At 71.9% G+C, this 23,363-nt stretch carries 24 protein-coding genes; 22 read left to right on the top strand and 2 right to left on the bottom strand.

Going from position 1 to position 23,363, the window contains the following annotated elements; genetic code table 11:
* Positions 1-106: 106 nt before the first annotated feature.
* The 9 genes from POL25_RS20730 (at position 107) to POL25_RS20690 (ending at position 6,502) form a co-directional block, all read left to right on the top strand.
* Positions 107-670, top strand: coding sequence for a ComF family protein (locus POL25_RS20730; protein ID WP_272087852.1), 564 nt, complete (start codon positions 107-109; stop codon positions 668-670).
* Between the two features lie 15 nt (positions 671-685).
* Entirely contained in the window at positions 686-1,165 is a 480-nt protein-coding gene (gene smpB / locus POL25_RS20725) for an SsrA-binding protein SmpB (protein ID WP_272087851.1), read from the top strand.
* Positions 1,162-1,908 carry a hypothetical protein gene (locus POL25_RS20720; RefSeq protein ID WP_272087850.1) on the top strand — a complete coding sequence of 249 codons (747 nt, stop codon included), beginning with the start codon at positions 1,162-1,164 and terminating at the stop codon, positions 1,906-1,908. Before smpB ends, POL25_RS20720 begins: the two co-directional genes overlap by 4 nt.
* Before the next feature lie 61 nt (positions 1,909-1,969).
* Positions 1,970-3,466, top strand: a complete 1,497-nt coding sequence (locus tag POL25_RS20715; RefSeq protein WP_272087849.1) for an AAA family ATPase — start codon at positions 1,970-1,972, stop codon at positions 3,464-3,466.
* 279 nt (positions 3,467-3,745) lie between these two features.
* Complete coding sequence (locus POL25_RS20710) at positions 3,746-4,480, top strand: response regulator transcription factor (protein ID WP_272087848.1); 735 nt, start codon at positions 3,746-3,748, stop codon at positions 4,478-4,480.
* Between the two features lie 98 nt (positions 4,481-4,578).
* On the top strand, positions 4,579-4,761 hold the full coding sequence (locus POL25_RS20705; RefSeq protein WP_272087847.1) for a hypothetical protein: 183 nt from the start codon (positions 4,579-4,581) through the stop codon (positions 4,759-4,761).
* Complete coding sequence (locus POL25_RS20700; protein WP_272087846.1) at positions 4,758-5,162, top strand: hypothetical protein; 405 nt, start codon at positions 4,758-4,760, stop codon at positions 5,160-5,162. The genes POL25_RS20705 and POL25_RS20700 overlap by 4 nt, the downstream gene beginning before the upstream one ends.
* 43 nt (positions 5,163-5,205) lie before the next feature.
* The gene (locus POL25_RS20695; RefSeq protein WP_272087845.1) at positions 5,206-5,928 is read left to right on the top strand and encodes a molybdopterin-dependent oxidoreductase; all 723 of its coding nucleotides are present in this window, start codon (positions 5,206-5,208) and stop codon (positions 5,926-5,928) included.
* The gene (locus tag POL25_RS20690; protein WP_272087844.1) at positions 5,921-6,502 is read left to right on the top strand and encodes a hypothetical protein; all 582 of its coding nucleotides are present in this window, start codon (positions 5,921-5,923) and stop codon (positions 6,500-6,502) included. The genes POL25_RS20695 and POL25_RS20690 overlap by 8 nt, the downstream gene beginning before the upstream one ends.
* A 110-nt stretch (positions 6,503-6,612) precedes the next feature.
* Here POL25_RS20690 and POL25_RS20685 read toward each other — a convergent pair whose 3' ends face one another.
* On the bottom strand, positions 6,613-7,398 hold the full coding sequence (locus tag POL25_RS20685) for a dienelactone hydrolase family protein (RefSeq protein ID WP_272087843.1): 786 nt from the start codon (positions 7,396-7,398) through the stop codon (positions 6,613-6,615).
* 76 nt (positions 7,399-7,474) lie between these two features.
* On the opposite strand from POL25_RS20685, the gene POL25_RS20680 reads away from it, so the two are divergent.
* From POL25_RS20680 to POL25_RS20640, 9 genes are all read left to right on the top strand, one after another.
* Positions 7,475-7,837 (top strand): hypothetical protein, encoded by a 363-nt coding sequence (locus POL25_RS20680; protein ID WP_272087842.1) that lies wholly within the window; start codon positions 7,475-7,477, stop codon positions 7,835-7,837.
* 578 nt (positions 7,838-8,415) lie between these two features.
* The gene (locus tag POL25_RS20675; protein WP_272087841.1) at positions 8,416-10,122 is read left to right on the top strand and encodes a M3 family metallopeptidase; all 1,707 of its coding nucleotides are present in this window, start codon (positions 8,416-8,418) and stop codon (positions 10,120-10,122) included.
* A gap of 418 nt (positions 10,123-10,540) precedes the next feature.
* Positions 10,541-12,352, top strand: coding sequence for a M20/M25/M40 family metallo-hydrolase (locus POL25_RS20670; protein ID WP_272087840.1), 1,812 nt, complete (start codon positions 10,541-10,543; stop codon positions 12,350-12,352).
* Positions 12,353-12,530: 178 nt separating this feature from the next.
* Entirely contained in the window at positions 12,531-13,496 is a 966-nt protein-coding gene (mdh, locus tag POL25_RS20665) for a malate dehydrogenase (RefSeq protein WP_272087839.1), read from the top strand.
* The gene (gene sucC, locus POL25_RS20660; RefSeq protein WP_272087838.1) at positions 13,496-14,695 is read left to right on the top strand and encodes an ADP-forming succinate--CoA ligase subunit beta; all 1,200 of its coding nucleotides are present in this window, start codon (positions 13,496-13,498) and stop codon (positions 14,693-14,695) included. Before mdh ends, sucC begins: the two co-directional genes overlap by 1 nt.
* On the top strand, positions 14,692-15,585 hold the full coding sequence (sucD, locus tag POL25_RS20655) for a succinate--CoA ligase subunit alpha (protein ID WP_272087837.1): 894 nt from the start codon (positions 14,692-14,694) through the stop codon (positions 15,583-15,585). Before sucC ends, sucD begins: the two co-directional genes overlap by 4 nt.
* Positions 15,586-15,748: 163 nt before the next feature.
* Positions 15,749-16,846 carry a DUF4215 domain-containing protein gene (locus POL25_RS20650; protein ID WP_272087836.1) on the top strand — a complete coding sequence of 366 codons (1,098 nt, stop codon included), beginning with the start codon at positions 15,749-15,751 and terminating at the stop codon, positions 16,844-16,846.
* 114 nt (positions 16,847-16,960) lie between these two features.
* On the top strand, positions 16,961-17,872 hold the full coding sequence (locus POL25_RS20645) for a lysophospholipid acyltransferase family protein (protein ID WP_272087835.1): 912 nt from the start codon (positions 16,961-16,963) through the stop codon (positions 17,870-17,872).
* Positions 17,869-18,780 (top strand): NAD-dependent epimerase/dehydratase family protein, encoded by a 912-nt coding sequence (locus POL25_RS20640; RefSeq protein ID WP_272087834.1) that lies wholly within the window; start codon positions 17,869-17,871, stop codon positions 18,778-18,780. The genes POL25_RS20645 and POL25_RS20640 overlap by 4 nt, the downstream gene beginning before the upstream one ends.
* A gap of 68 nt (positions 18,781-18,848) precedes the next feature.
* Here POL25_RS20640 and POL25_RS20635 read toward each other — a convergent pair whose 3' ends face one another.
* Positions 18,849-19,571: a hypothetical protein gene (locus tag POL25_RS20635; RefSeq protein WP_272087833.1), complete on the bottom strand. Its 723-nt coding sequence runs from the start codon at positions 19,569-19,571 to the stop codon at positions 18,849-18,851.
* Positions 19,572-19,913: 342 nt separating this feature from the next.
* Here POL25_RS20635 and POL25_RS20630 point away from each other — a divergent pair, with 342 nt between their 5' ends.
* The 4 genes from POL25_RS20630 to lspA all read left to right on the top strand — a co-directional run bounded on the left by POL25_RS20630 (position 19,914) and on the right by lspA (position 23,237).
* Positions 19,914-20,495 (top strand): hypothetical protein, encoded by a 582-nt coding sequence (locus POL25_RS20630; RefSeq protein ID WP_272087832.1) that lies wholly within the window; start codon positions 19,914-19,916, stop codon positions 20,493-20,495.
* A gap of 11 nt (positions 20,496-20,506) precedes the next feature.
* Complete coding sequence (locus POL25_RS20625) at positions 20,507-21,388, top strand: NAD-dependent epimerase/dehydratase family protein (protein WP_272087831.1); 882 nt, start codon at positions 20,507-20,509, stop codon at positions 21,386-21,388.
* A 42-nt stretch (positions 21,389-21,430) separates the two neighbouring features.
* Positions 21,431-22,327, top strand: coding sequence for a hypothetical protein (locus POL25_RS20620; protein WP_272087830.1), 897 nt, complete (start codon positions 21,431-21,433; stop codon positions 22,325-22,327).
* A gap of 373 nt (positions 22,328-22,700) precedes the next feature.
* The gene (lspA, locus tag POL25_RS20615; protein WP_272087829.1) at positions 22,701-23,237 is read left to right on the top strand and encodes a signal peptidase II; all 537 of its coding nucleotides are present in this window, start codon (positions 22,701-22,703) and stop codon (positions 23,235-23,237) included.
* Positions 23,238-23,363 lie beyond the last annotated feature (126 nt).

Genomic DNA, 23,363 nt, shown 5'->3' with positions numbered 1-23,363 from the left:
ACAACGGAGGCGATGCGTACGACCTCTCCGTGTGCTACTCGACTTCTTCTCACCGCCCGTTTGTCTCGCCTGTCGTCATCTCCTGCGGGCCCCGGTCTCAGGGGGCGTGCCGCCCCTGTGCAGCCGCTGCGCCCCCGAGCTCGCGCGGCTCGAACCATCCGCGCGGCGCCTCGGCGACATCGAGGCCTGCTTCCTTTATGAAGGCCCGCTGGCGGTCGCCGTCCGCCGCCTCAAGTACGGCGGCGAGCTCGAGCTCGCCGGGCCGCTGGGCCGGCTCCTGGCCCACGCGCCGGTGTGGCGCGAGGGTTGGGATCTCGTCGCGCCGGTCCCCCTGCACTGGCGCCGCGCGTGCGCTCGCGGCTACAACCAGGCGGCCCTGCTCGCGCGCTGGGCGGCGCGGGAGCACCCCCAGGGTGCTGGCGTGGCGCCGCGGCTGCTGCAGCGCTTGCGTGCGACCCTGCCGCAGACCGAGCTCGACGGTGCCGCGCGCCGCGACAACCTCGGCGGGGCGATCGCCGTCCGGCCCGGGCGCTCGCTCGCCGGCCGGAGGGTGCTCGTGGTCGACGACGTGACCACCACCGGCACCACCCTGAACGCCTGTCTCCGCGCTGTGCGGGCCGCAGGGGCCGCTCGCGCCGCCGGACTTGCCCTCCTGCGATCCGCTTTGTAGCTTTCCACCCCCGCCGTGAAGAAGACCGACAAGACCGCGACGAAGGACGGCCACCTCTTCGTTCAAAACCGCCGTGCCACCTTTGAGTACGAGGTCCTCGAGCGCTACGAGGCCGGCCTCATGCTCATGGGCAGCGAGGTCAAGTCGATCCGCGACGGCCGCGTCAGCCTCGGCGAGTCGTACTGCCAGTTCCAGGGCGACCAGCTGTTCCTCTATCAATCGCACATCGGCGAGTACACGCAGGCGCACGACCGCAACCACCTGCCGCTGCGCCCGCGCAAGCTACTGCTGCACCGCAAGGAGCTCGAGCACCTGGCCGAGTCCGTCGACAAGGCCGGGCTCACGCTGATCCCGCTGTCGATGGTCGCTCGCAACGGCCGGATCAAGCTCGAGCTGGCGCTGTGCCGCGGCAAGAAGACCTACGACAAGCGCGCCTCGATCAAGGAGCGCGAGCAGAAGCGTGAGATCGATCGGGCCATTCGGGAGCGGACGTGAGCGGTCGGGGCTCCGACGGACCTGTCCCATCGGACACCCTCGCGGCCCTCGACCGCGCCCGTGACGAGCCCGCCCCGCACCTCTGGCTCGTGCCCTCCGCCCCGCCCGACGTCGGCGACGCCGCCGAGGCCCTGCGCGAGCTCGACGACCTGCTCGCCCGTGACGCGCCGGACGACCTCGCGGTCGCTCGCCTCGTCGCCCTGGGCCCGCGCGCCCCCGGCCGCCTGCGGGCCGTCGTCGCCGCCCTGGCGGCCGCCGGCACGCCCGCCGCGACCGCCGGCCTCCTGACCCTGCCCCAGGTCCCGGGCGCGCTCGAGGCGGTCGCTCGCGCCCTCGCCCGCGGCCTCACCCGCGCCCTCCCCGGCTCCGCCGCCGCGCCGGTGTTCTTCGCCCTCGACTTCCGCGGCTCGCGGGCGCGACCGTTCCCCGACCTGCTGCGCCGCGCCCAGCTCGTCGCCGCCGATCCGAGCGGCGCGCTGCGGCTCGACGTCCTCCGCGTCGACGGCAAGCCCGCTTACCGCCTGTCCTTTTGGCCAGACACGCTCCCGCCCCGCCCGCGCGCCGCCCTCGCCCGCGCCTGCGCCGGCGACCTCGCGCTGCTGCACGGCCGCCTCGCCCGCCTCCGCGGCGCCCGCCTGTGGCTGAACGGCTTCTGCTTCGCCGACGACGGCCCGGTCTCGGTCGCCGCCCAGGGCCACCTGCTCGCCGCGTGGATGGCATGGTCCCAGGGACATGCTCCATGAGACATGACCCGAAGGACACCCGGTTCGCCGCGCGGATGACAGGGTCCGAGGGACATGCTCCATGAGACATGACCCGAAGGACACCCCCTTCGCGCGCGCCCGGCAGCGCCTGCGCGAGGCGCTGCAGGCCGGCGCGCGCGGCCTCGGGCTGCGCGCCGTCGACGAGGCGCGGGCGGTGCGGCTGTGCGAGGACGTCGGCGATCGGCTCGACTGGCCGGTGCACACCTGGAGCGCGGCCGGCGGGCGCGACGGCCTCGGCGCCCCCGAGCCGCTGGTCGAGCTCCTGCGCGGCCTCCTGCGCGACCCCGACCCCGGCCTGTGGGTGCTCCTCGATCCGCCCCCGCTCGACCCCGTCGCCCTGCGGGCCCTCCGCGAGCTCGCCCAGCGCAGCGTCGGCCCGGCCGTCGTCGTCGTCGGGGAGCTCGCCGGCGCCGTCGTCGCCATCCCCGAGCTCGAGCTCGTCGAGCTCGAGCTGCCCGACGCCGACGAGCTCGCCGGCCTCGCCGCCGACCTCGCCGACGAGCTGCGGATCGCCGGCCGTCCTGGCCCCGCGATCGCGCTCGCGAGCCGGGCCCCGCTGCTGGCCCACGCCGCGCTCGGCCTGTCCGAGCACCAGGCGCGGCGCCTGCTGCGACGCGCGGCCCACGTCGCCGACGACCCCGGCGCGCTCGCCGAGCTGTCCGCGGGCAAGGCCGAGCTGCTGCGACGCGGAGGTCTGCTCGAGCGCGTCGAACCTGTCGCTTCGGACATGCTCGGCGGGCTCGCGCAGCTCAAGCAGTGGCTGGCCCGCCGCGCCCTCGCGCTCCGCCCCGAGGCCCGCGCCGCCGGCATCCCCGACCCGCGCGGCGTCCTGCTGGTCGGCGTGCAGGGCTGCGGCAAGAGCCTGGCCGCCCGCGTCTGCGCCCACGCGCTCGGCCTCGGCCTGCTGCGCCTCGAGCCCGGGCGGCTCTACGGCGGCACCCTCGGCGAGAGCGAGGCCAACCTGCGCCGCGTCACCGATACGGTCGAGCGCATCGCCCCGGTCGCCCTGTGGATCGACGAGCTCGACAAGGGCCTGGCCGGCAGCGACGGTGGTGCCAGCGACGCGGGCACCGCGGCGCGCGTGCTCGGCGGGCTGCTCACGTGGCTGCAGGAGCGCCGGCGGCCGGTGTTCGTGGTCGCCACGGCCAACCAGGTCACGCGATTGCCGCCCGAGCTGACCCGTCGCGGGCGGCTCGACGAGATCTTCTTTGTCGATGTGCCGGACGCGGACGAACGCGCCGCCATCGCGGAGATCCATCTCGAACATGCGCCGCGCTCGCACATGGGCGCCGCCCCGGTGCTCGCTGATCCGTTGCCCGACCTGGTCGACCTCGTACGCGCGGCCGACGGACTGTCCGGCGCCGAGATCGAGGGCGCGATCGTGGAAGCTCGGCTCGACGCGTTCGCCGAGTCGCGACCCCTCGCGCGCCACGACCTCGCTCGCGCGCTCTCCGCGACGATCCCGCTCAGTCACAGCCGTGCCGGCGAAATCGCGGCCCTGCGGGCATGGGCGACCGCTGCGGCCCGGCGGGCCTGAGGGACCTGTCTTTTAGTTCCAATTTCATGCGTGACCCATGGTCACGCAATGTGTGCACAAAGCCTGCAATCGCCCGACGTGAACCGGTGAACGGTGGTGCGCGGAGCGTGTTGTTGAACACAATTCAAGCGAGCACGATGTCGCGAGCGAACGTGACTCGCACCGCCAAACCTGCTGCGAGGCTTGTGGGAATTTTCGCGCCAGGGTCCCACCCGACCTGCGGGCTCCAGGTGCGTGACACTGTGATCACGGCTATGGGATACTGTACGAGCGCTCATTATGACCGTGCAGCCGCCGACCATTCCCCTGTCTCAAGGAACAGGACCCGCGGACCAGCCCTCGTCGCCGGCGCGGGTCCTCCTCGTCGACGATCACCCGATCTTCCGCCTCGGCCTCGCGCAGCTCCTCGGAGCCGAGGCCGATCTCGAGATCGTCGGTGAGGCCGAGGACGCCGAGGCCGCCCTGACCATCCTGCGCGAGAAGCCCGTCGACCTCGCGGTCGTCGACCTCTCGCTCAAGACCGGCAGCGGCATCGACCTGATCAAGCAGATCCGCGCCGCCTGGCCCGAGCTCAAGCTGCTGGTGCTGTCGATGCACGACGAGCAGCTGTTCGGCGAGCGGGTCCTGCGGGCCGGCGCGCACGGCTACCTGATGAAGCACGTGCCGGCCGAGCGGATCGTCGGCGCCATCCGCAAGTCGCTGAAGGGCGAGCTGGCGGTGAGCGAGCAGCTGGCCGAGACGATGCTGAACGCCATGGTCTCCCGCCCGCGCGCCGGCACCGGCATCGAGAACCTCAGCGACCGCGAGCTCGAGGTGTTCGAGCTGCTCGGCCGCGGGCACGACACCCGCAACATCGCCGAGTCGCTCAAGATCTCGATCAAGACCGTCGAGACCCACCAGTCCAACCTCAAGCTCAAGCTCGGGGCCCACAGCGCGCACCAGCTGCGCCGCCTCGCCGTCCTGTGGGCGACCGAGGGCCTCGCCGGCCAGCCCGCCGCCCCGCCCCGCCCCTGAGCCGCCCTGCGCGGCCCTGAGCGCGCCCCTGCCCGGGTTCGGGCGCGCGCGTCGGGCGAGAATTTGCAAGGCTGGCCCGCTCAGGTCAGCCTCCCGTCGTGGCCCGCGCCCGCAACCTCGCCCAGCAGCAGCTCGAGCTGCCCGCGCTGGACGAGCCGACCGACGTCGCCGACCTGCCCCCGCCGACGTCCGCGACGGTCTGCGCGCGCTGCGGCTGGCTCGTGCTCGACGCCGAGGCGACCTGTCCTTTGTGTCATGCCCCGAAGGACAGCCAGCCATGAGCCGCTACGTCCGCCTCGACCTCGGCGCCCGCGAGCTGGCGCGGGCTGACCTGGAGGCCGCGCTGGCCGAGTTGGGCCTCCGCGCCGAAGTCGCCGAGATCCCCGGCGGCCTCATGCTCGAGGGCAACTTCGAGTGCGCCGGCGAGCCGGTCGACCTGCGCCTGCCTGCCGGCACGCTGGCGGCCGTCGGCGACTTCGGCCTGCGCGCCGCCGGCCCCACCTTCGTGCTCGTGTGCGGCGAGCACGATCGCGCCGTCCTCGCCGAGCGCCTGGTGGCCCCGCTCACCCAGGCGCTCGCCGCCGCCCGGGTCCGCGCCGCGGCGGCAGCCGCCGGTCTCACCGTCGACACCACCCAGGCCGTCGACGGTACGCTGCGGCTACGCGTCCGCGGGCCGGCGTAACACTCGCCGCCGGCCCGCGTTGCCCGAGCAGGAAGGTCCCACGATGCCCGCCTCGCGCCCGCTGCCTCCCGCCGCCCTCGCCGCCATGAACCGGCGCGATTTCCTGTCCCGCGCCGCCAGTGGCACCGTCGTCGCAGCCATGGGCGGCGGCATGCTGTGGGTGCTCAGCGACCGCCTCACGGGCGAGGCCAAGGCCATGACCCTCGCCGACGGTCGCCCGCGCCTCCCGCCGGGCCAGCGCGTGCTCGAGGCGCTGCGGCCCATGGGCGGCGTCCCTGGCTCGCCGAGCCCCGCCGACGTCAAGATCAAGATCTACGGCGAGGTCGACAAGCCGTTCGAGCTCGACTGGAACGGCCTGCTCGCCGAGCCGCAGACCGAGATCGAAGCCGACGTCCACTGCGTCACCGGCTGGTCGCTGCTCGGCGCCGCGTGGAAGGGCGTGCGCGTCAGTCACCTGGCCGAAAAGGCTGGTCTCAAGAAGACCGCGCGCCACGTGGTGTTCGAGGGCGCCCACGGCTACACCGCCAACGTCCTGCTGGGCGAGGCGCTCGCGCCCGACGTCCTGGTCGCCCACCGCCACGCCGGCAAGCCGCTCGCGCGCCCGCACGGCAGCCCGGTGCGGGCGATGGTCCCCGGCCTCTACTTCTGGAAGAGCACCAAGTGGCTGACCGGCATCAAGTTCGTCGCCCGCGACGAGCCCGGCTACTGGGAGACCCGCGGCTACCACAACCACGCTGACCCGTGGAAGGAAGAGCGCTATGCCTGAGCCCGAGCGCCGGCGTCCGGCTCGCTGGCGGCCGTGGCTGCGCGCCCTCCACCGCGACATCGGCTACGTCGCCGTCGGCCTGACCTTCGTCTATGCGCTGTCGGGCCTCGCGGTCAATCACATCGCCGACTGGGACCCCAACTTCCACAACTACGAGGCCCGCCACCAGGTCGCCGTGCCGCTGCCCGAGGACGACCGCGCCGCCGCCGACACGGTGCTCGCCGCGCTCGCCATCACCGTGCCGCCGACCGAGGTCTACCGCAGCGACGCGCGCGAGCTCTCGATCCTCCTCGACGGCAGCACCCTCCACGTCGACCTCGACAGCGGCGTCGTCGCCGAGGACGGCCAGCGCCCCCGCCTGCTGCTGCGGATCGCCAACTGGCTCCACCTCAACCGCGGCAAGCAGGCCTGGACCTTCGTCGCCGACAGCTACGCGGTGTTCCTGCTGTTCCTCGCCGCCTCGGGGATGTTCATGCTGCCCGGCCGCAAGGGCCTGCTCGGTCGCGGCGGCCTGCTGGTCCTGCTCGGGATCGCCGTCCCCGTGGTCTACGTGACCCTGTCCGGCGGGCCATGACCTTCAGGACATGCTCGCAAGCGCATGTCCGAACGAACATGGCCGATCGGGCATAAACAAAAGGGCATGCCCCTTCGGACATGCCCCCGCGTTCTCGTGCGCCCTGCGCCCTACGCCTGCAGCCGCTCGCGCAGGAACGACAGCGTCCGCTGCAGCGCCTGCTCGGTCGGGTGGCCGGTCTCGCGCACCAGGTCGACCGTCAGCACGCTGTGGGCCGACGACTTGATGCCGTGGGCGTTGCCCGGGCCCGAGTCGATCTCGATCGCCTCGAAGCCCTCCTTGAGCTCGCGCTTCAGCGTCTCGAACCGCTCGCGCGGGACCTTGCCGTCGTGGGTGAAGCACAGGCCGAGCACCTTGAGGCCCTCGTCCTTGACCCGGCGCTTGACCGTCGCCAGCTCGTCCGGCGCGATCGCCAGCTGGCCGCGGCGAGCCTTGCCGACCGGCAGCGGCAGCGCCGGCTGCGACAGCACCGGCGCCATCAGCGACGGCTCGACCGCCATCGACAGCGCGAAGTTGCCGGTGAGGCACATGCCGATCGCGCCGACGCCCTTGCCGCCGAGCTCCTTGTGCAGCGCGCGAGCCAGGCCGCGCAGCCAGTGGGTGATCGGGCTCGACTCGTGGCCGGCGAGCAGCTTGAACTCTTTGCTCACGCACAGCTTGAGCATCGTGCTGGCGAGGTAGCCGCCGGACACCGGCTTCATCGGCTCGCCGAACAGGTCGGGCAGGACCACGGTGAAGCCCGCGTCGGCCACCAGGTTGGCGAACGCGACCACCGCCTCGTGGATGCCAGGGACCTCGGTGATGATGATGACCCCGGGCCCTTGCCCGCGCCGATAGACCGTCTTGGTGACGCCCTCGTGGGTGAACTCCGATGCGCTGTAGCCCTGGATCGACATCGCGGCGAGTGTATCAGCCTTCGGGCCGGGGCGAGCTTGTCAAATCGCGCAGAGGCGTGCGAGGCTCGGCGCCGCCGTGTCCTACGAGCTCTTCCTGGTCCTCCACATCTTCGGCATCGTCCTCCTCTTTATGGGCCTCGGCGGCCTCGCGTTTCATGGCATCGCCGGTGGCACGCGTGAGACCAACCCCGCGCGCGGCCTGGTCTCCGCCACGCACGGCGTCGGAACATTGCTCATCGTCGCCGCCGGCTTCGGCATGCTCGGCGTGAAGTACGGCGGCGCCATGCCCGGCTGGGTCCACCCCAAGCTGCTCGCGTGGATCTGCCTCGCGGCCGCCCCGGCGCTGCTCGCCCGCAAGCCCGGAGCCGGTCGCGTCCTCTGGATCGTCGCGCCGCTGCTCGGCCTGCTCGCCGCGTACTTCGGCCTCAATCACAAGTAGCCGCGCCGCGAGACCATCGCGTCGCGTGGGCCCGCAACGATCGGGCGGGCGGCGCCCACCCGCCGTCGTGCATGTCGGGCCCGAGCAGCACGAGCTCAGGCCCGCCCACTCTCCACCCGCGGACCACCGCACCGGATGGATCGCCGAGCCTCTCCGCGTCGCCTGTACCCAGGACCAGGTCGCTAAGCGCCAGCGCTCGGCCCACACGTCTCCGCCAAGTGCCGGCCCCGCGGATCTTCCTGCAAGAGGTCCCGCTCCGCCCGGAGCCGCGAGCGACGGTGCTTCACCACAGCGCTCGCCACAGCGTCCCCGAGTTGCTCGCCGTCATCCGACGACCGGAGACCGTGCTGCGGATCTTGCTCGGCACCCTCGACGGCGACGCCTGGCGATCCTGCCCGGTCGCCCGTGGGACGACGACAACGACCGCACGATCGGCGTCGTCACCCGCGGCCTGCGCCACGACGGACCTGTCCCTTCGACCAGCCTGATTTCGGCGGCGACCTCGACGTGGGGCCGCACCCCCCGAGCGATTCCGCGGACCACCAGCGTGGGCCCTCCGCGGTGCTACCCTCGCCCGCGTGTTTGGCTCGCTCCCGCCGCCGCCGCGGCGCTACTTGCCCGCCGGCGTGCGCCTCGATCGGCTCGCCGACCTCGAGGCATGCTACGGCGAGCTCGGCGAGCGACCCCTGCCGCTCGACGACCCGTGGACTCTGGGGCAGTGGCTGCGCGACTGGTCCGAGCTCGAGAGTCACCTCGCCGAGGTCCAGGCGCGGCGGCAGATCGAGACCAGCTGCAGCGCCGACGACCTCGAGGCCGCGCGCGCCTGGCACGTCCACGTCGACGTCCTCGGTCCTGCCTGCGAGCCGCTGCGCCACGCCCTCGCACAACGACTTGCCGCTCATCCGGCCGCCGCGCGCCTGCCTCCCGGCCACGCCTGCGCCCTCGCCGTCCTGCGCAACCGCGCCGACCTCTACCGCCCCGCCCTGGTCCCGCTCGAGGCCGCCGAGCTGCACCTGTGCGCCGCCTATGGCCAGCTGCGCGCTGGCATGCGCTTCCACTGGGACGGCGCCGACGTCCCGCTGGCCCGGGTCGAGCGCGGCGAGGACGAACCCGACCGGGATCGCCGCGAGGCCGCCTGGCGCACCGTCGCCGCCGGTTTTCGCGCCGTGAAGCCCGAGCTCGATCACCTGTTCGACCGCCTCCTCGACAACCGCACCGCCCAGGCCGCCGCCGCCGAGCTGCCCGACTACCGCGCCTATCGCTTCCGCCGCCTCGACCGCCTCGCCTACGGCCCCGCCGACTGCCTCGCCCTTCACGACGCCATCGCCGCCGAGTTCGGCCCGCTCGCCGCTCGGGTCCTCCGCCGCCGCGCCGCCTCGCTCGGCCTCGCCGGCCTGCGCCCGTGGGACCTCGCCGTCATGACCGGCGGCCCGCTCGCCCCCTTCACCCGCGAGGAAGAGCTCGTCGCCGGCTGCGCTCGCGCCTTCGAGGCCGTCGACCCCGAGTTCGCCCGCCAGTTCTCCCGCCTCGCCGAACATGGCCTTTTGGACATGATGTCAAGGCCAGGCAAGGCCGTCGGCGCCTTCCAGGTCCACCTCCACGCCAGCGGCCTCCCGTTCGTGTTCGCCGGCGCCGTCGGCCGCCACGAGGACCTGCTCACCGTCCTCCACGAGGGCGGCCACGCCTTCCACGCCCTCGCCTGCGCCGCCGACCCGCTGATCTGGAACCGCCGCCCGCCGATCGAATTCTGCGAGGTCGCCGGCATGGGCATGGAGCTGCTCGCCGCCCCTCACCTGCGCGCCTTTTACGACGCCGACACCTGCGCCCTCGCGGCCCGCCACCAGCTCGAACAGCTCGTCCTGTTCCTCCCGCTCGCCGCCGCCATCGACGCCTTCCAGCACTGGGTCTATACCCACCCCGACGCCGCCCGCGATCGCCGGGCCCGCGACGCCGCCTGGCGAGCGCAGCACGAGCGCCTGTGCCCCGGCGTCGACTGGAGCGGCCTCGAGGCCGACCGCGCTGCCCTGTGGCAGCGCCGCCTTCACGTGTTCGAGCTGCCCTTTTATTACATCGAGTACGCGATCGCCGGCCTCGGCGCCGTCCAGCTGCACCGCCGCGCCCTCGCCGAGCCCGCCGCCGCCGTCGCCGACCTCCGCCGCGCCCTCGGCCTCGGCGCCCGCGCCCGCCTGCCCGACCTGTTCGCCGCCGCCGGCCTGCAGTTCGGCACCGACCGCGGCACCGTGAGCCGGACCGCCGCCGCCTGCCGCGAGCTCCTCGACCTCTGACCGGCTCCGTCACGGATGCCCCAAAGGACATGCCTCCATGAGCATGTTCTCAAAGACATGGCCCATTCGACATGCCCGATGCGACATGTCCCATTCGCCACTCCCGATACACGGCCGCGCCCGTCATGCGGGGACCGGTCCCGCCACTTCGCGCGCTCGACTGCCGTCCACCGACCCCTGCGGCCCTTCGAACTTCCCCGCAAACGACCCACCTACGAGCAATTCCCGCCTCCCGATGCAGAGCGAGCGCCCCGCCCCCCGCTCGTAAGTCCCGTCACGACCCGCTCGAACCTGCCGCGCATCTCCCCTTTTAAAAGTCCCACGAGTCATGTCTTCGGGGACAGGCGGGGATCGCCGGCCCGCGCGCCCGGTCGGCCACCTCTTGCGTCGCTCGCCCGCGCTCGCGCATCCTCTCGCCATGTCGCTCCGCGCCTCGTGGCTCCTCCTCGCCTTCGCGCTCGCCTGCCGGTCCGAGCCGACCACCGCACCCGAGCCCGCGAACACCCCCGAGGGCACCGCCGCCCGCAGCGCCCTGCGCGAGCCCCCGCCCGTCGACCTCGAGCGCCTGCGCGGCCACCTCGCCTTCCTCGCCGACGACGCCCAGGAGGGCCGCCCGCCCGGCACCGCCGCCGACCAGCGGGTCGAGGCGCACATCGAGCAGGCCCTCCGTCAGCTCGGCCTTCAACCTGGCTTTGGGGACAGCTTCCGCCAGAGCTTCGAGTTCACCGACGGCGTCACCCTCCGCGCCGGCGAGCAGAGCGCCCTCCAGCTCGGCGGCAAGCCCATCCTCCACACCCTCGTCCCGTTCTCCGCCGACTCCGCCGCGCCCGTCAGCGCCAAGATCGTCTACGTCGGTCACGGCATCCCCGGCGACACCCCCGACAGCGGCGACTACGCCAAGATCCTCGACAAGGTGAAGGGCGCCATCGTCGTCGCGCGCAGCGGCGCCCCGGACGACCCGCACCTCGATCCGGCCAAGACCCGCGTGCAATCGAAGGTCATCGCCGCCCGCGATCGCGGCGCCGTCGGCTTCGTCCTGTGGGAACCCGACGCCACCGCGCCCTACCCCAACCATGGCGAGGCCAACGACCTCCAGCTGCCCGCGCTCGCCGTCTCGGCCGCCGGCACCCCCGACCTCCTCAAGGCCTTCGGCAAGAAGGGCCCCGTCACCGCCGAGAACCCGCACGGCGGCCTCAAGGTCGGCGCCGTCGGCCGGGGTTCGCTGCACAGCCCCGTCCAGCGCGTCACCGCCACCACCGCCAACGTCGCCGGCCTGCTCCAAGGGACAGGTCGCAAGCGGATCGTCCTCGGCGCGCACATGGACCACCTCGGCCACGGCACCAACTCCTCGCTCGCCCCCGGCGTCGACTCCATCCACAACGGCGCCGACGACAACGCCTCCGGCGTCGCCGCCCTCCTCGGCGTCGCCGCGGCGCTCGCCCAGCTCCCGCCCGAGGCCCGCCCCTTCGACATCCAGTTCGTCGCCTTCGCCGCCGAGGAGATGGGCCTGCTCGGCAGCAAGCGCGTCGTCGAGTCGCTCTCGCCCGAGGCGCGCCAGGACATCGTCGCCATGCTCAACTTCGACATGGTCGGACGCGTGCGCGACAACACCGTCGTCGTCGTCGGCACCGGCACCAGCAGCGTTTGGCCCGGCCTGCTCGAGCGGGCCAAGGTCGACCCGCGGGACGCCGCGCGCACCCTCGTCCTCAAGCCCAGCGAGGACGGCTTCGGCGCCTCCGACCAGGCCAGCTACTACGCCGCCGACATCCCCGTCCTCCACTTCTTCAGCGGCGCCCACGACGACTACCACCGGCCGACCGACGACTTCGAGAAGATCAACCTCGAGGGTGCCACCGCGATCGCCGACCTCAGCGTCCGCCTCGTCGCCTTGATGTTGCGCGAGCAGCCCGTCCTCGACTTCAAGAAGATCGCCGCCGCGGCCCCGCGCGCCGGCGGCTTCCGCGTCTCGCTCGGCACCGTCCCCGACTACGCCGCCAACGCCGACGGCATGAAGCTGTCCGGCGTCCGCCCGCAGAGCCCCGCCGAGGCCGCCGGGCTCAAGGCAGGCGACGTCATCGTCCAGATCGGCAAGCGCGAGATCCACAACATCGACGACTACATGGCCAGCTTCGCCGAGCTGCAGCCGGCCGTCGCTGTGCCGATCGTCGTCGTGCGCGAGGGCGCCAGGGTCGAGCTCTCGATCACGCCGGCGGCCCCCACGCGTCGGTAGTCTTCGGGTCCGATTCGTGTTCGGTCGGTCGTCCGACCGTGGCGCGATCTCGCGCGGGTCGCGGTGAATCACGGCGGGGCGCGAGATCAGCGTTCATCGGGAGCTCCGCCGCCGTTGCTCCGATGCCTGTGCGGCTGGTATATGCAGCGCGGACCTCCTAGGGGGAAAGATCTCGCACATGTCACGTCGCAACAAGATCACGATCGTGGGAGCCGGCAACGTCGGGGCGACGGCCGCGCACTGGGCCGCCCAGAAGCACCTCGGCGACATCGTCCTCGTCGACATCGCCCAGGGCGTGCCGCAGGGCAAGGCGCTCGACCTCGCCGAGGCCTCGCCGGTCATGGGCTTCGACCTCAAGATCGTCGGCACCAATGGTTACGACGAGACCGCGGACAGCGACGTCGTCGTCATCACCGCCGGCGTCCCGCGCAAGAAGGACCCGGTCACCGGCAAGTTCACCAGCCGCGACGAGCTCGTCGAGATCAACCGCAAGATCGTCGGCGGCGTGACCCGCGAGATCGCCAGCCGCTCGCCGAACGCGGTGCTGATCTGCGTCTCGAACCCGCTCGACGCCATGTGCCACGTCATGCACGCCGAGTCGGGCTTCCCCAAGGAGCGCGTGATCGGCATGGCCGGCGTGCTCGACACGGCGCGTTACAAGTACTTCCTCTCCGAGGCGCTGAACGTCAGCGTCGACGACATCCACGGCATGGTCCTCGGCGGCCACGGCGACACCATGGTCCCGCTGCCGAGCCACACCTCGGTCGCCGGCATCCCGCTGACCGAGCTGCTGCCGCAGGACAAGATCGACGCCATCATCCAGCGCACCCGCGGCGGCGGCGGCGAGATCGTCGGACTGCTCGGTTACTCCGGCTACTACGCGCCCGCGGCCGCCACGGTGGCGATGGTCGAGTCGATCGTCCGCGACCGCAAGCGCGTGCTCCCGTGCGCCGCCCTGCTCGGCGGCGAGTACGGCTACAAGGACCTGTTCATCGGCGTCCCCTGCGTCCTCGGCAAGGGCGGCGTCGAGAAGATCATCGAGATGAAGCTCGGCGACAAGGAGAAGGGCATGCTCGAGGTCTCGGCCAACGCCGTGCGCGAGCTGGTGGCCCTCCTGCCCTACGGGAAAGGCCAGGCGACCTGATGAAGATCCATGAATACCAGGGCAAGGAGCTGCTGCGCGGCCTCGGCGTGCCGGTGCCGCAGGGCAGCGTCGCCTTCACTCCCGGCGAGGTCAAGCTCGTCGCGGCCGACCTGATCAAGCGCACCGGCAACCCGGTCGTCGTCGTCAAGTCGCAGATCCACGCCGGCGGGCGCGGCAAGGGCCGCTTCATCGAGCAGCCCGAGGTCGGCGGCGTCAAGGTCGTCAAGTCGGCCGAGGACGCGGCGCAGTTCGCCGAGAAGATGCTCGGCAACACCCTCGTGACCATCCAGACCGGTCCCGAGGGCAAGCGGGTCCAGCGCGTGCTCGTCGAGCAGGGCATGAACATCGCCCGTGAGCTCTACATCGCCATCACCCTCGATCGCGCCACCGGTCGCAACACCGTCATGGCCTCGACCGAGGGCGGCATGGACATCGAGGAGGTCGCCGCGCACACGCCGGAGAAGATCCTCAAGGAGTCCATCGACCCGGCCGTCGGGCTGCAGGCGTTCCAGGCGCGCAAGCTGGCCTACGCGCTCGGCCTCGTCGACCCGGTCGCCCCGCGCTTCACCAAGTTCTTGCTCGCGCTCGCGGCCGCCTACGACCGCCTCGACTGCGCCCTGCTCGAGGTCAACCCGCTGGTCATCACCGGCGACGACCAGGTGCTCGCGCTCGACGCCAAGGTCTCGTTCGACGACAACGCGACCTACCGCCACAAGGACCTCGAGGAGCTGCGCGATCCCAACGAAGAGGACGCCAGCGAGCTCGAGGCCAAGCAGTGGGACCTCAGCTACGTCAAGCTCGACGGCAACATCGGCTGCATGGTCAACGGCGCCGGCCTGGCGATGGCGACCATGGACATCATCCAGTACGTCGGCGCCAAGCCGGCCAACTTCCTCGACGTCGGCGGCGGCGCGACGGCCGAGCGCGTCACCGCGGCGTTCAAGATCATCACCCGCGATCCGAACGTGCGCGGCATCCTCGTCAACATCTTCGGCGGCATCATGAAGTGCGACACGATCGCCACCGGCGTGATCGCGGCCGTCAAGGAAGTCGGCCTCCAGGTCCCGCTGGTCGTCCGCCTCGAGGGCACCAACGTCGAGCTCGGCAAGAAGATGCTCGACGAGAGCGGCCTTGCGATCACCACCGCCAGCAGCCTGCGCGACGCAGCCACCAAGATCGTGGAGATGGTCAAGCCATGAGCGTCCTCGTCGACAAGAACACCCGTCTCATCGTCCAGGGCATCACCGGCAAGGTCGGCCTGTTCCACGCCGAGCAGTCGCTCGCCTACGGCACTCAGGTCGTCGGCGGCGTCACGCCCGGCAAGGGCGGCGAGACCGTGCTGAACGGCCGTGTCCCGGTGTTTCACACCGTGCGCGACGCCGTCGAGAAGACCGGCGCCAACGCCAGCGTCATCTTCGTGCCGCCGCCGTTCGCCGCCGACGCGATCATGGAGGCCGCGGACGCCGGCGTCGCGCTGATCGTCTGCATCACCGAGGGCATCCCGGTGGCCGACATGGTCAAGGCCAAGCGGTTCTTGCAGGACAAGACCGGCTCGCGCCTGCTCGGCCCCAACTGCCCCGGCATCATCACGCCCAAGCAGTGCCGGATCGGCATCATGCCCGGTTACATCCACACCCCCGGCCGCGTCGGCGTCGTCTCGCGCTCCGGCACCCTCACCTACGAGGCCGTGCATCAGCTGACCACGCTCGGCCTCGGCCAGAGCACCGCGATCGGCATCGGCGGCGATCCGGTCAACGGCACCAACTTCGTCGACTGCCTCCAGTTGTTCCAGGATGACCCGGAGACCGAGGGCATCATCATGATCGGCGAGATCGGTGGCTCGGCAGAAGAGGACGGCGCCGCCTTCATCCGCGAGCACGTCAAGAAGCCGGTGGTCGGCTTCATCGCTGGTGTCACCGCCCCGCCGGGCAAGCGCATGGGCCACGCCGGCGCCATCATCTCGGGCGGCAAGGGCACCGCCGAGGCCAAGCTGGACGCGCTGCGCGAGGCTGGCGTGGCGATCGCCGAGACGCCCTCCGACCTCGGCTCGACCATGGCCCGCGTGCTCGGGGCCAAGACGCGCACCTGAGCTGCGATCACGCGCGCAAGGGCCCGCGATGTCCTCGTGACATCCGGGCCCTTCGTTTTGGGTCGGCGCGGAGTTGCGCTCCGATCGTCGTTTCGCGTCGATGCTTCAAGCAGGCGCGGCAATCACGCTTGCAATCGCGCACTGCCCGGCCTAACGTTCGGTTATGCGCAGATTAGGATGGATGCTGGCGCTCGCGGCCTGCACGCCGACGCAGAACAACAACCCCACCGCGGAGCCGACGTCGACCACCGGTTCGACCACCGAAGACGAAGGCACCGGGATCCAGACCGTCACCGGGCATCCGACCACCGAGACCGACGGCACTGCGTCCAGCGATCCGAGCGAGGGCACCAGCAACACCTCGCAGGGCCCGACCAGCGAGCCCACCTCCTCCACGACCGATCCGGCCCACGAGTGCGGCAACGGTGTGCTCGAGGGCAGCGAGGCCTGCGACGACGGCAACACCAATGACTTCGACAGCTGCACCTCGCTGTGCCGCCTGCCCGAGTGCGGCGACGGCATCCAGCACGAGGGCGAGGACTGCGACGACGGCAACCGCGAGAACACCGACAGCTGTACTGCCGAGTGTCTGCTGCCCGTGTGCGGCGACGGCTGGACCCAGCCTGGCGAGGAGTGCGACGACGCCAACGACGAGGACGAAGACGCGTGCCTCGAGGGTTGTGTCGCCGCGGTGTGCGGCGACGGCATCCTCTGGGAGGGCGTCGAGGTCTGCGACGACGGCTTCAACGACAACGACTACAACGGCTGCGCCCCCGGCTGCAGCAAGCTCGGCCCGCACTGCGGCGACGGGACCGTCGACAAGGTCGACATCAACAACCCCAAGGGCTTCGAGTTCTGCGACGGCGCCGCCCCGTTCATGGGCGTCGGCTGCACCGAGGACTGCATCTTCGACTTCTCGCAGGTCACGCAGCTGTACTGCGCCGGCACCTGCTCGTGGGGCGGCCCGTCCGGCTGCGACCAGGCCGACGCCGACGCGTTCTGCAAGCTGCGCACCGGCAACCCGACCGCCAAGGCCACCGCGTTTACGCTGGGGGCCTCGACCGACGCCGGCGGCTTCCCGTGCTCGAACCCCGCCGTCGCCATCGAGCTCGACGGCGCGGACCCGCGGATCGCCCTCGGCCCGCTCGCCGACTTCGGCATCGCCAAGTCGGTCTACTACCAGGTGACCAAGATCAAGAGCTCGCACGGCGGCAACGCGACCTCGACCATCCTCGGCAGCACGCTGAAGTGCTCGCCTTAGCCCGGCGCGCGGTCCGGCCCGCAGCGTCCTGGACCGCGCAGAACCTCGCTCGCCGCGGCTTCTCGCGTGCGACTTGCTTCAGGACCCGGCCCGCCTGAGACTTCTTCGCGCCGGATGGGACCGTTCCGCCTCGAGACTATCACCAGCCGCGACGTCCGGGACCGCCTCGAACGTCTCGAGCTCCCGTTCAATCAATACGGCATGGACCCCTTCGGGATCTCGAAGAAGCACCTCGGCGTCTTCTATTCGATGCTCGAGGTGTTCTACAAGACGTACTTCCGCGTCAAGTGCTTCGGCATCGACAACGTGCCCGAGCGCGGCGGTGCCATGCTGGTCGGCAACCATTCCGGCGGCCTCCCGGTCGACGGCGGCATGGTGCTCGCCTCGCTGTTCTTCGCCCGCGAGCTCCCGCGCCACGCCACCGGCATGGTCGAGAAGTTCGCCGGCAACTGGCCGTTCGTCTCGGAGTGGTTCTCGCGCGTCGGCCAGCTGCCCGGCCTGCCCGAGCACGCCCTGCGCCTGCTGCAGGACGGCCGCTTGCTGATGGTCTTCCCCGAGGGCGCGCGCGGCACCGGCAAGCTGTTCAAGGACCGCTACCGCCTGGTCCAGTTCGGCACCGGCTTCATGCGGATCGCCCTGCAGACCGGCGCGCCGATCGTCCCCTTCGCCTTCATCGGCGGCGAAGAAGCGCTGCCCACCGTCTACCACGCCAAGACTCTGGCCAAGCTCGTCGGCGCCCCTTACTGGCCGGTCCCGCCCTACCTCGTGCCGTTCCCGCTGCCGCTCGGCTGCGAGATTCACTACGGCAAGCCGATGCACTTCCCCGGCACCGGCCGCGAGCCTGACGAGGTCATCGAGGGCTACGTCGAGCAGGTCAAGAGCGTCGTCGAGCTGCTGGTCCTCCGCGGCTGCGCGCTCCACCGCCAGCGCGCCGACGGGACCTTCGCACAGGAACCAAAGGACAGCCCGTCCGACGACCTCGCCGACGCCCCCTCGACCTCCGAGCCGACCGACTCCGAACCATGAAGATCCTGATCACCGGCATCAACGGCGCCCACGCGCGCATGGTCGCCCTGCGCCTGCGGGCCCGCGGCGACGAGATCCTCGGCATCGACCGGCGCCCCTGGCCCGACGCGCCCGAGGGCGTGCACGTGTTCCAGACCGACGTGCGCAAGCGGCCGGCCGCCGACGTGTTCCGCCAGCACCGGCCCGACGTCGTCATCCACATGGCGACCATCACCCACTTCACCGCCAGCGCCGAGGAGCGGCTGCGCATCAACCTCCACGGCACGCGGCTCGTGTTCGAGTACTGCCACGAGTTCGGCGTCAAGCAGGCCGTGTTCGTCGGTCGCCACACGATCTACGGCGCCGCCCCCGACGCCCCGCTGTACCGCACCGAGGAGGAGCCGCCGCTGGCCGTCTCCACCTTCCCCGAGCTGGCCGACCTCGTCGCCGCCGACCTGTTCGCCGCCGCCGCGCTGTGGCGCTGGCCCGGGCTCAAGACCGCCGTCCTGCGCATGGTCTACATGCTCGGCCCGACCCACCGCGGCACCCTCGCCAGCTTCCTCGCCGGGCCGCGCGTGCCGACGATCCTCGGCTTCGACCCGCTCTACCACTTCATGCACGACGAGGACGGCGTCGAGGCGATCGTCCGCGCCGTCGATCATCAGCTGAACGGCATCTACAACGTCGCCGGCCCGCCGCCCGTCCCGCTCTCGACGCTGGCCCGCGGCACCGGCCGTCAGCCGATCCCGATCCCCGAGCCGCTCTTCAAGTACAGCGCCGGCCGCTTCGGCCTGCCCTACCTGCCGCCCGGCGCCGTCGCCCACATCAAGCACCCGATCGTCGTCGACGCCACCGCCTTCCGCCGGGCCACCAACTTCGAGCACAAGCACGACGCCCACGCCGTCATGGTCAGCTTCCGCGAGTCCTGAAGGACATGTCGTGACGGGCATGTCGTGACGGGCATGTCCCTTCAGGCATGCCCCTTCGGACATGTCCTTCACGACCCGCGGTAGGTCCCGGGTCGGTAGCGCAGCAGCGCCACCTCGAACGCCTCGAAGTGCTCGGCCAGCAGCTCGACCCGGCGGATCAACGCCGCCAGCTCGACCGGCGCCAGCCGCGGCCCGCGAGCCGTCGTCCGCTCCCCTGTCGCCGGGGACAGGTCCACCGGGCCGGCGTCGAGCGCCTCGCCGAGCAGCACCGCCTCGATGTCGCCGGTGGAGATCCCGACATGCGCGACCAGCTCGCGCTCCTCCGGCCCGAGCTCGCGCACGCTGCGGATCCAGCTCCACACCCACGCGTCGATCGCCTCGTCGGCCGGATCGGCGGCCTCGACCGCGAGCCGTAGCGCACGTGTCTCTCGGGCCAGCTCGGCCACGCGGGGCGGCAGGTGGTCGAGGGCCAGCGCCGCGTCGGCGCCCGCCAGCGCTTGCCGCTCCATCAACGGCAGCGGGCGAGCGAGCACCCCCGAGAACGACGCGAACGCGATCGTCCCCAGCGTGGTGGCGAAAAACACCAGCTCGAGCGGGTCAAACACGCCACGGATGAGCGCGGTGACGAAGACCGCGATCGTCGAGATTAGCGCCCAGATCGCCAGGATCTTGGCGCGTCGGCGCCGCTCGAGCCGACGCGTCTCGATCGCTGCGGCGAGCCGCTGGTGTCGAGCCGTGCGCGTCTGCGCACGAATGGTCAGCGCAGCTTCGTCGCCTCGATCACCTGGCACCGACCGCAGCGTAGATCACACTCGCGTCGGCGGCAGCGTCCTGGGTGCCATGCCCCCCCGGAGCTTCTCCGAGGAACCCCGAACTTCCGCGCCCGCCGCAAGACACGTTAGAATCACCGCGCGCGCCCCGGTCTACGGAGCGTGCCTCATCCCTCGCTCGCAGGAGTCCCCATGACCCAGGCCACCTCCTCGGACCGTCCCCTGCCTGTCACCTCTGGTCGTCGCCGACGTCGTTTCGGCCTCGCCACCGCGGCGCTCGGCGCCGCGCTCCTCGGCAGCACGGTCGCCCCCACGGACGCTGAAGCGGCCGTGCCCCGCGTGCTCCGACCGGGCACCCGGCCCATGCAGTTCCTGTTCGGTATCGGCCCCTCGTGGGGCATCGGCGGCTCGTCGCACTACTACGACTCCGGCTACTACGGCCCCGGCTGTGGCGCCCCCGGCTTCCCCTGTCGCTACGGCGGCTTCGGCTACTGGGGCGCGTTCAAGCTGACGCAGGAGTTCAGCGGCCACTTCAGCGGCAACGCCTCCGGCCCGGCGCTCGGCATCCTCCTCAACGAGGAGTTCGGCTACCGCCGCTTCGGCTTCGTCGTCGCGCCCAAGTTCACCTACGACATCCAGGTCAAGCGCGACCTCGGCCTGTACATCTCGCCGAACATCTCGCTCGGCTACCATCTGCTGTCGGACCGCTGGAACTACTACAACGGCGCCTACTACCACTACACCAACCACGCCGCGAACCTGCAGTTCGGCGTCGGCGTCAAGCTCATGCTCGACGACCGCTGGATCGTGTGGCTGCAGTTCCCGCAGTTCGACATGAGCTTCGGCCCGCGCTACGGCTACGGCTGTGGGGCCGCTCCCGGCGCGTGTCCGGCGTTCTTCATCGCCCGCCTGAACCTCCTGCTCGGCGGCGGCGTATCGTTCTGAGCGAGCCGCGCGTGCCCACCGGCGCGTCCCCGATCGCCCGCCCGATCGCCGTCGTCGGCGCCGGTTTCCTCGGCGCCCCCGTGGCCGCCGCGCTCGCGGACCCGGCGGGCGTCGGCGGCTCACCTGTCCTTGCGACCTCGCGCTCCGGGACATGGCCCAACGGACATGTCCCCGAGGGCATCCAGGTCCGCCCGCTCGACGTCGCCGCGCTCGCCCCCGCCGACATCGCCGCGACCCTCGCCGGCGCGCGCGCGCTGGTCGTCTGCTACGCCCCCGGCAAGCAGCAGGACCGCCGCGAGCTCTACGTCGAGGGCACCCGCCGCCTGCTCGCGGCAGCGGTGATGCTGCGACCGACGCGCCTCGTCTACGTCTCCTCGACCTCGGCCCTGCCCGACCGCGACGCCTGGCTCGACGACGACTGCGCCGACTGGCCCGACGAGCCGCGCGGCCGGGTCCAGCGCGAGGCCGAGGAGCTCGTGCGCGACACCTGCACCCGCCACGACCTGCCGTGGACGATCCTCCGCCTCGCCGGCCTCTATGGTCCGGGCCGCGAGCTGTTCCGCCTGTACCGCGGCGCTGGCGAGGACGCCGTCCTCCCCGGCGACGGCATGCAGCCGACCAACCTCGTCCACCGGGACGACGCCGTGCAGGCGGTCCTCGCTGCCCTGGCCCTGGAGCCCGAGCAGCGCGGGGTCGTCAACGTCGTCGACGACGACCACACGCCGCGGCGCGAGATCTTCGCCCGCCTGGCCGCCCTCGCTGGCCGACCGCCGCCGCGGTGGGAGCGACCGCCGGGTCCGGCCGCGGTCGGCAAGCGGGTCGCCAACGCGCGCCTGAAGACGCTCCTGCGGGTGACCCTCCTGCATCCCTCTCACACCCCGGAGAACCCCTGAGCTTGCGTGCCCTCGCCGGGTGATTAAACCCCTGAGCACGCCATGAACGTCGCCGCCGCCGTCACCCACCTCCTTCCTCTTCCGGCCGGCGGCGGCATCGCCGCTCCTCTCGACGTGGTGGAGCTCCAGACCGAACTCGACGTCCTCGCCGACGAGGCCCTGCGCGCGCGCCGCCAGGGCCTTTCTTTATTGTCGGCGGTCCGCGACCCGCGTTTCCCGGCCCTCCATGGCTTCCACCAGGGCCTGCGCGACGCCCTCTTCCTAGAGATCCCCGAAGAGCTCGAGCCGTGGGCGCGGCTGGCGGCCAACGGCGCCGGCAACCCGCCGCTGCAGCACATGCTCTTCGATTTCGCCCGCGGCAGCGACGACGACCGGCGCAGCGCCCTCCAGGCCGCGCTCGCCGAGCTGCTGGTGTTCGAGGCCATCCGCCTGCGCCTGTTCGTCACCGCGTTCCGCGGCGAGGAGTTCGAGGTCGTCGGCGGCGAGGAGTCCGACATCGACGCGATCGCCTACGCCGAGGTCGCCACGCTGCTGCATCACCCCGACCTCGCCGACCCCGAGGTCCGCCCGCTGACCGTCCTGCTCGCGTCGGCGTCGGTCTCGCTGGCCCGCGACGCCCAGTCACGCGCCGAGGAGCTGCGCGACACCGGCGAGGACACCCGCGAGGAGCTGCGCATGCGCGCCCGCCTCCGCGCCGCCCTCCGCGAGCTCCGCCTCCCCGAGGCCGTCCTGCTGGAGAACGCCCTCGCCGCGCTGCTCGGCGAGGAGCGGCGCGAGCTCGCCGACCTGCAGGCCGAGCGCCCCCTGGCCCTCGACGGCATGACGCGCCAGGCCATGGACCAACGCGTCTCTCGCGGCCGCCGTGCGCTCGCCCACCCGCGCTCGACCTGGCCGCGCCGCCGCCGTCCCGCCCTGTTCGACCTGCTCCAGCGCGCCTGAGATCGTTCGCCGCAGCGTCAGAGCCGGAATCACCCGCCCTGAAGATCCGGCGACTCCGGTCACGGCGAGCGATCGAGGCCTAAACCTGGAGGCCGTAGCGGCCCCGAGATCCGACCTCGACCCCAGGACGCGGCGAAGCGACGTCGCCGCCGCATCGGCCGGTCGAAGTCTCTGTCCTCACGATCCATCCATCGAGGCGCGCTCCTCGGTGCGATCGACCAGGCTGCGACCCCTCTCGAATTCCTCGGTCGCGGCGGCCGCGAGGTCCGCCCGGCGGCTCCAGGCCGTCGTGCCGGGACGAGGTCGACATCACGGCCCGCGCCTCGCTAACGGCTTCACGGGGCGCGCGGGCCTGGTATGCTCCGCGCCCGCCATGGCCGCCCCACCCGAACCCACACGCGGATCGCGGATCGCCCTCGCAGCGGTCATCGCCGGTCTCAGCCTCGGTCTCGACCTTTGGAGCAAGGCGTGGGTGTGGAACAACCTGCGTGACCAGGCGGCAGTGAAGGTCAGCGACAAGCTGCTGCACTTCGATTTCGCCTGCAATCCCGGCTCGGCCTTCGGGTTCCTCAACAGCGTCGACTGGGCGCGCTACTTCTTCATCGTCGTCACCCTGGCCGCCGTCGGTTACCTCGTCCACCTCGCGCGGACCTTGCCGACCACCAGCCGCGCCGCCTTCGTCGCCATCGGCCTCATCGCTGGCGGCGCCCTCGGCAACCTCCACGACCGCCTCGTGCGGGTCTACGCCGGCGACTACTGCGTCGTCGACTTCATCGTCGTCTACCTGTGGGGCGGCAAGACCTGGCCGGCCTTCAACATCGCTGACGCCGTCCTCGTCGCCGGCGTGCTCCTGTTCCTGCTCGTGCTCCCGCGCACCGATGCGCCCCCCGACGCCCGCCCTGCCGCGTGAGCGCGGCCCGAGCGATCGTCCTGGCGCGCCTCGAAGCCGCCGCTGCATGAGCGCCCAGCCGCGCCGCCGTCCCCGGCAGCGCTGCGGCGCTCATCTTCGTGGGTCCGCGCGAGCCCACCGATCGCC

This window comes from Nannocystis bainbridge, assembly GCF_028368995.1.
GTDB classification, from domain to species: domain Bacteria; phylum Myxococcota_A; class Polyangia; order Nannocystales; family Nannocystaceae; genus Nannocystis; species Nannocystis bainbridge.
The sequence above is the reverse complement of the archived record's forward strand: the minus strand, read 5'-3'. Positions and strand labels throughout refer to the sequence as shown.

Coding starts and splice junctions, on each gene's coding strand:
- POL25_RS20650 (WP_272087836.1), top strand. CDS start 15,749: ATGCGCAGATTAGGATGGATGCTGGCGCTCGCGGCCTGCACGCCGACG.
- POL25_RS20710 (WP_272087848.1), top strand. CDS start 3,746: ATGACCGTGCAGCCGCCGACCATTCCCCTGTCTCAAGGAACAGGACCC.
- sucC (WP_272087838.1), top strand. CDS start 13,496: ATGAAGATCCATGAATACCAGGGCAAGGAGCTGCTGCGCGGCCTCGGC.
- POL25_RS20645 (WP_272087835.1), top strand. CDS start 16,961: ATGGGACCGTTCCGCCTCGAGACTATCACCAGCCGCGACGTCCGGGAC.
- POL25_RS20670 (WP_272087840.1), top strand. CDS start 10,541: ATGTCGCTCCGCGCCTCGTGGCTCCTCCTCGCCTTCGCGCTCGCCTGC.
- POL25_RS20715 (WP_272087849.1), top strand. CDS start 1,970: ATGAGACATGACCCGAAGGACACCCCCTTCGCGCGCGCCCGGCAGCGC.
- lspA (WP_272087829.1), top strand. CDS start 22,701: ATGGCCGCCCCACCCGAACCCACACGCGGATCGCGGATCGCCCTCGCA.
- POL25_RS20700 (WP_272087846.1), top strand. CDS start 4,758: ATGAGCCGCTACGTCCGCCTCGACCTCGGCGCCCGCGAGCTGGCGCGG.
- sucD (WP_272087837.1), top strand. CDS start 14,692: ATGAGCGTCCTCGTCGACAAGAACACCCGTCTCATCGTCCAGGGCATC.
- POL25_RS20690 (WP_272087844.1), top strand. CDS start 5,921: ATGCCTGAGCCCGAGCGCCGGCGTCCGGCTCGCTGGCGGCCGTGGCTG.
- POL25_RS20640 (WP_272087834.1), top strand. CDS start 17,869: ATGAAGATCCTGATCACCGGCATCAACGGCGCCCACGCGCGCATGGTC.
- POL25_RS20630 (WP_272087832.1), top strand. CDS start 19,914: ATGCAGTTCCTGTTCGGTATCGGCCCCTCGTGGGGCATCGGCGGCTCG.
- mdh (WP_272087839.1), top strand. CDS start 12,531: ATGTCACGTCGCAACAAGATCACGATCGTGGGAGCCGGCAACGTCGGG.
- POL25_RS20695 (WP_272087845.1), top strand. CDS start 5,206: ATGCCCGCCTCGCGCCCGCTGCCTCCCGCCGCCCTCGCCGCCATGAAC.
- POL25_RS20685 (WP_272087843.1), bottom strand. CDS start 7,398: ATGTCGATCCAGGGCTACAGCGCATCGGAGTTCACCCACGAGGGCGTC.
- POL25_RS20620 (WP_272087830.1), top strand. CDS start 21,431: ATGAACGTCGCCGCCGCCGTCACCCACCTCCTTCCTCTTCCGGCCGGC.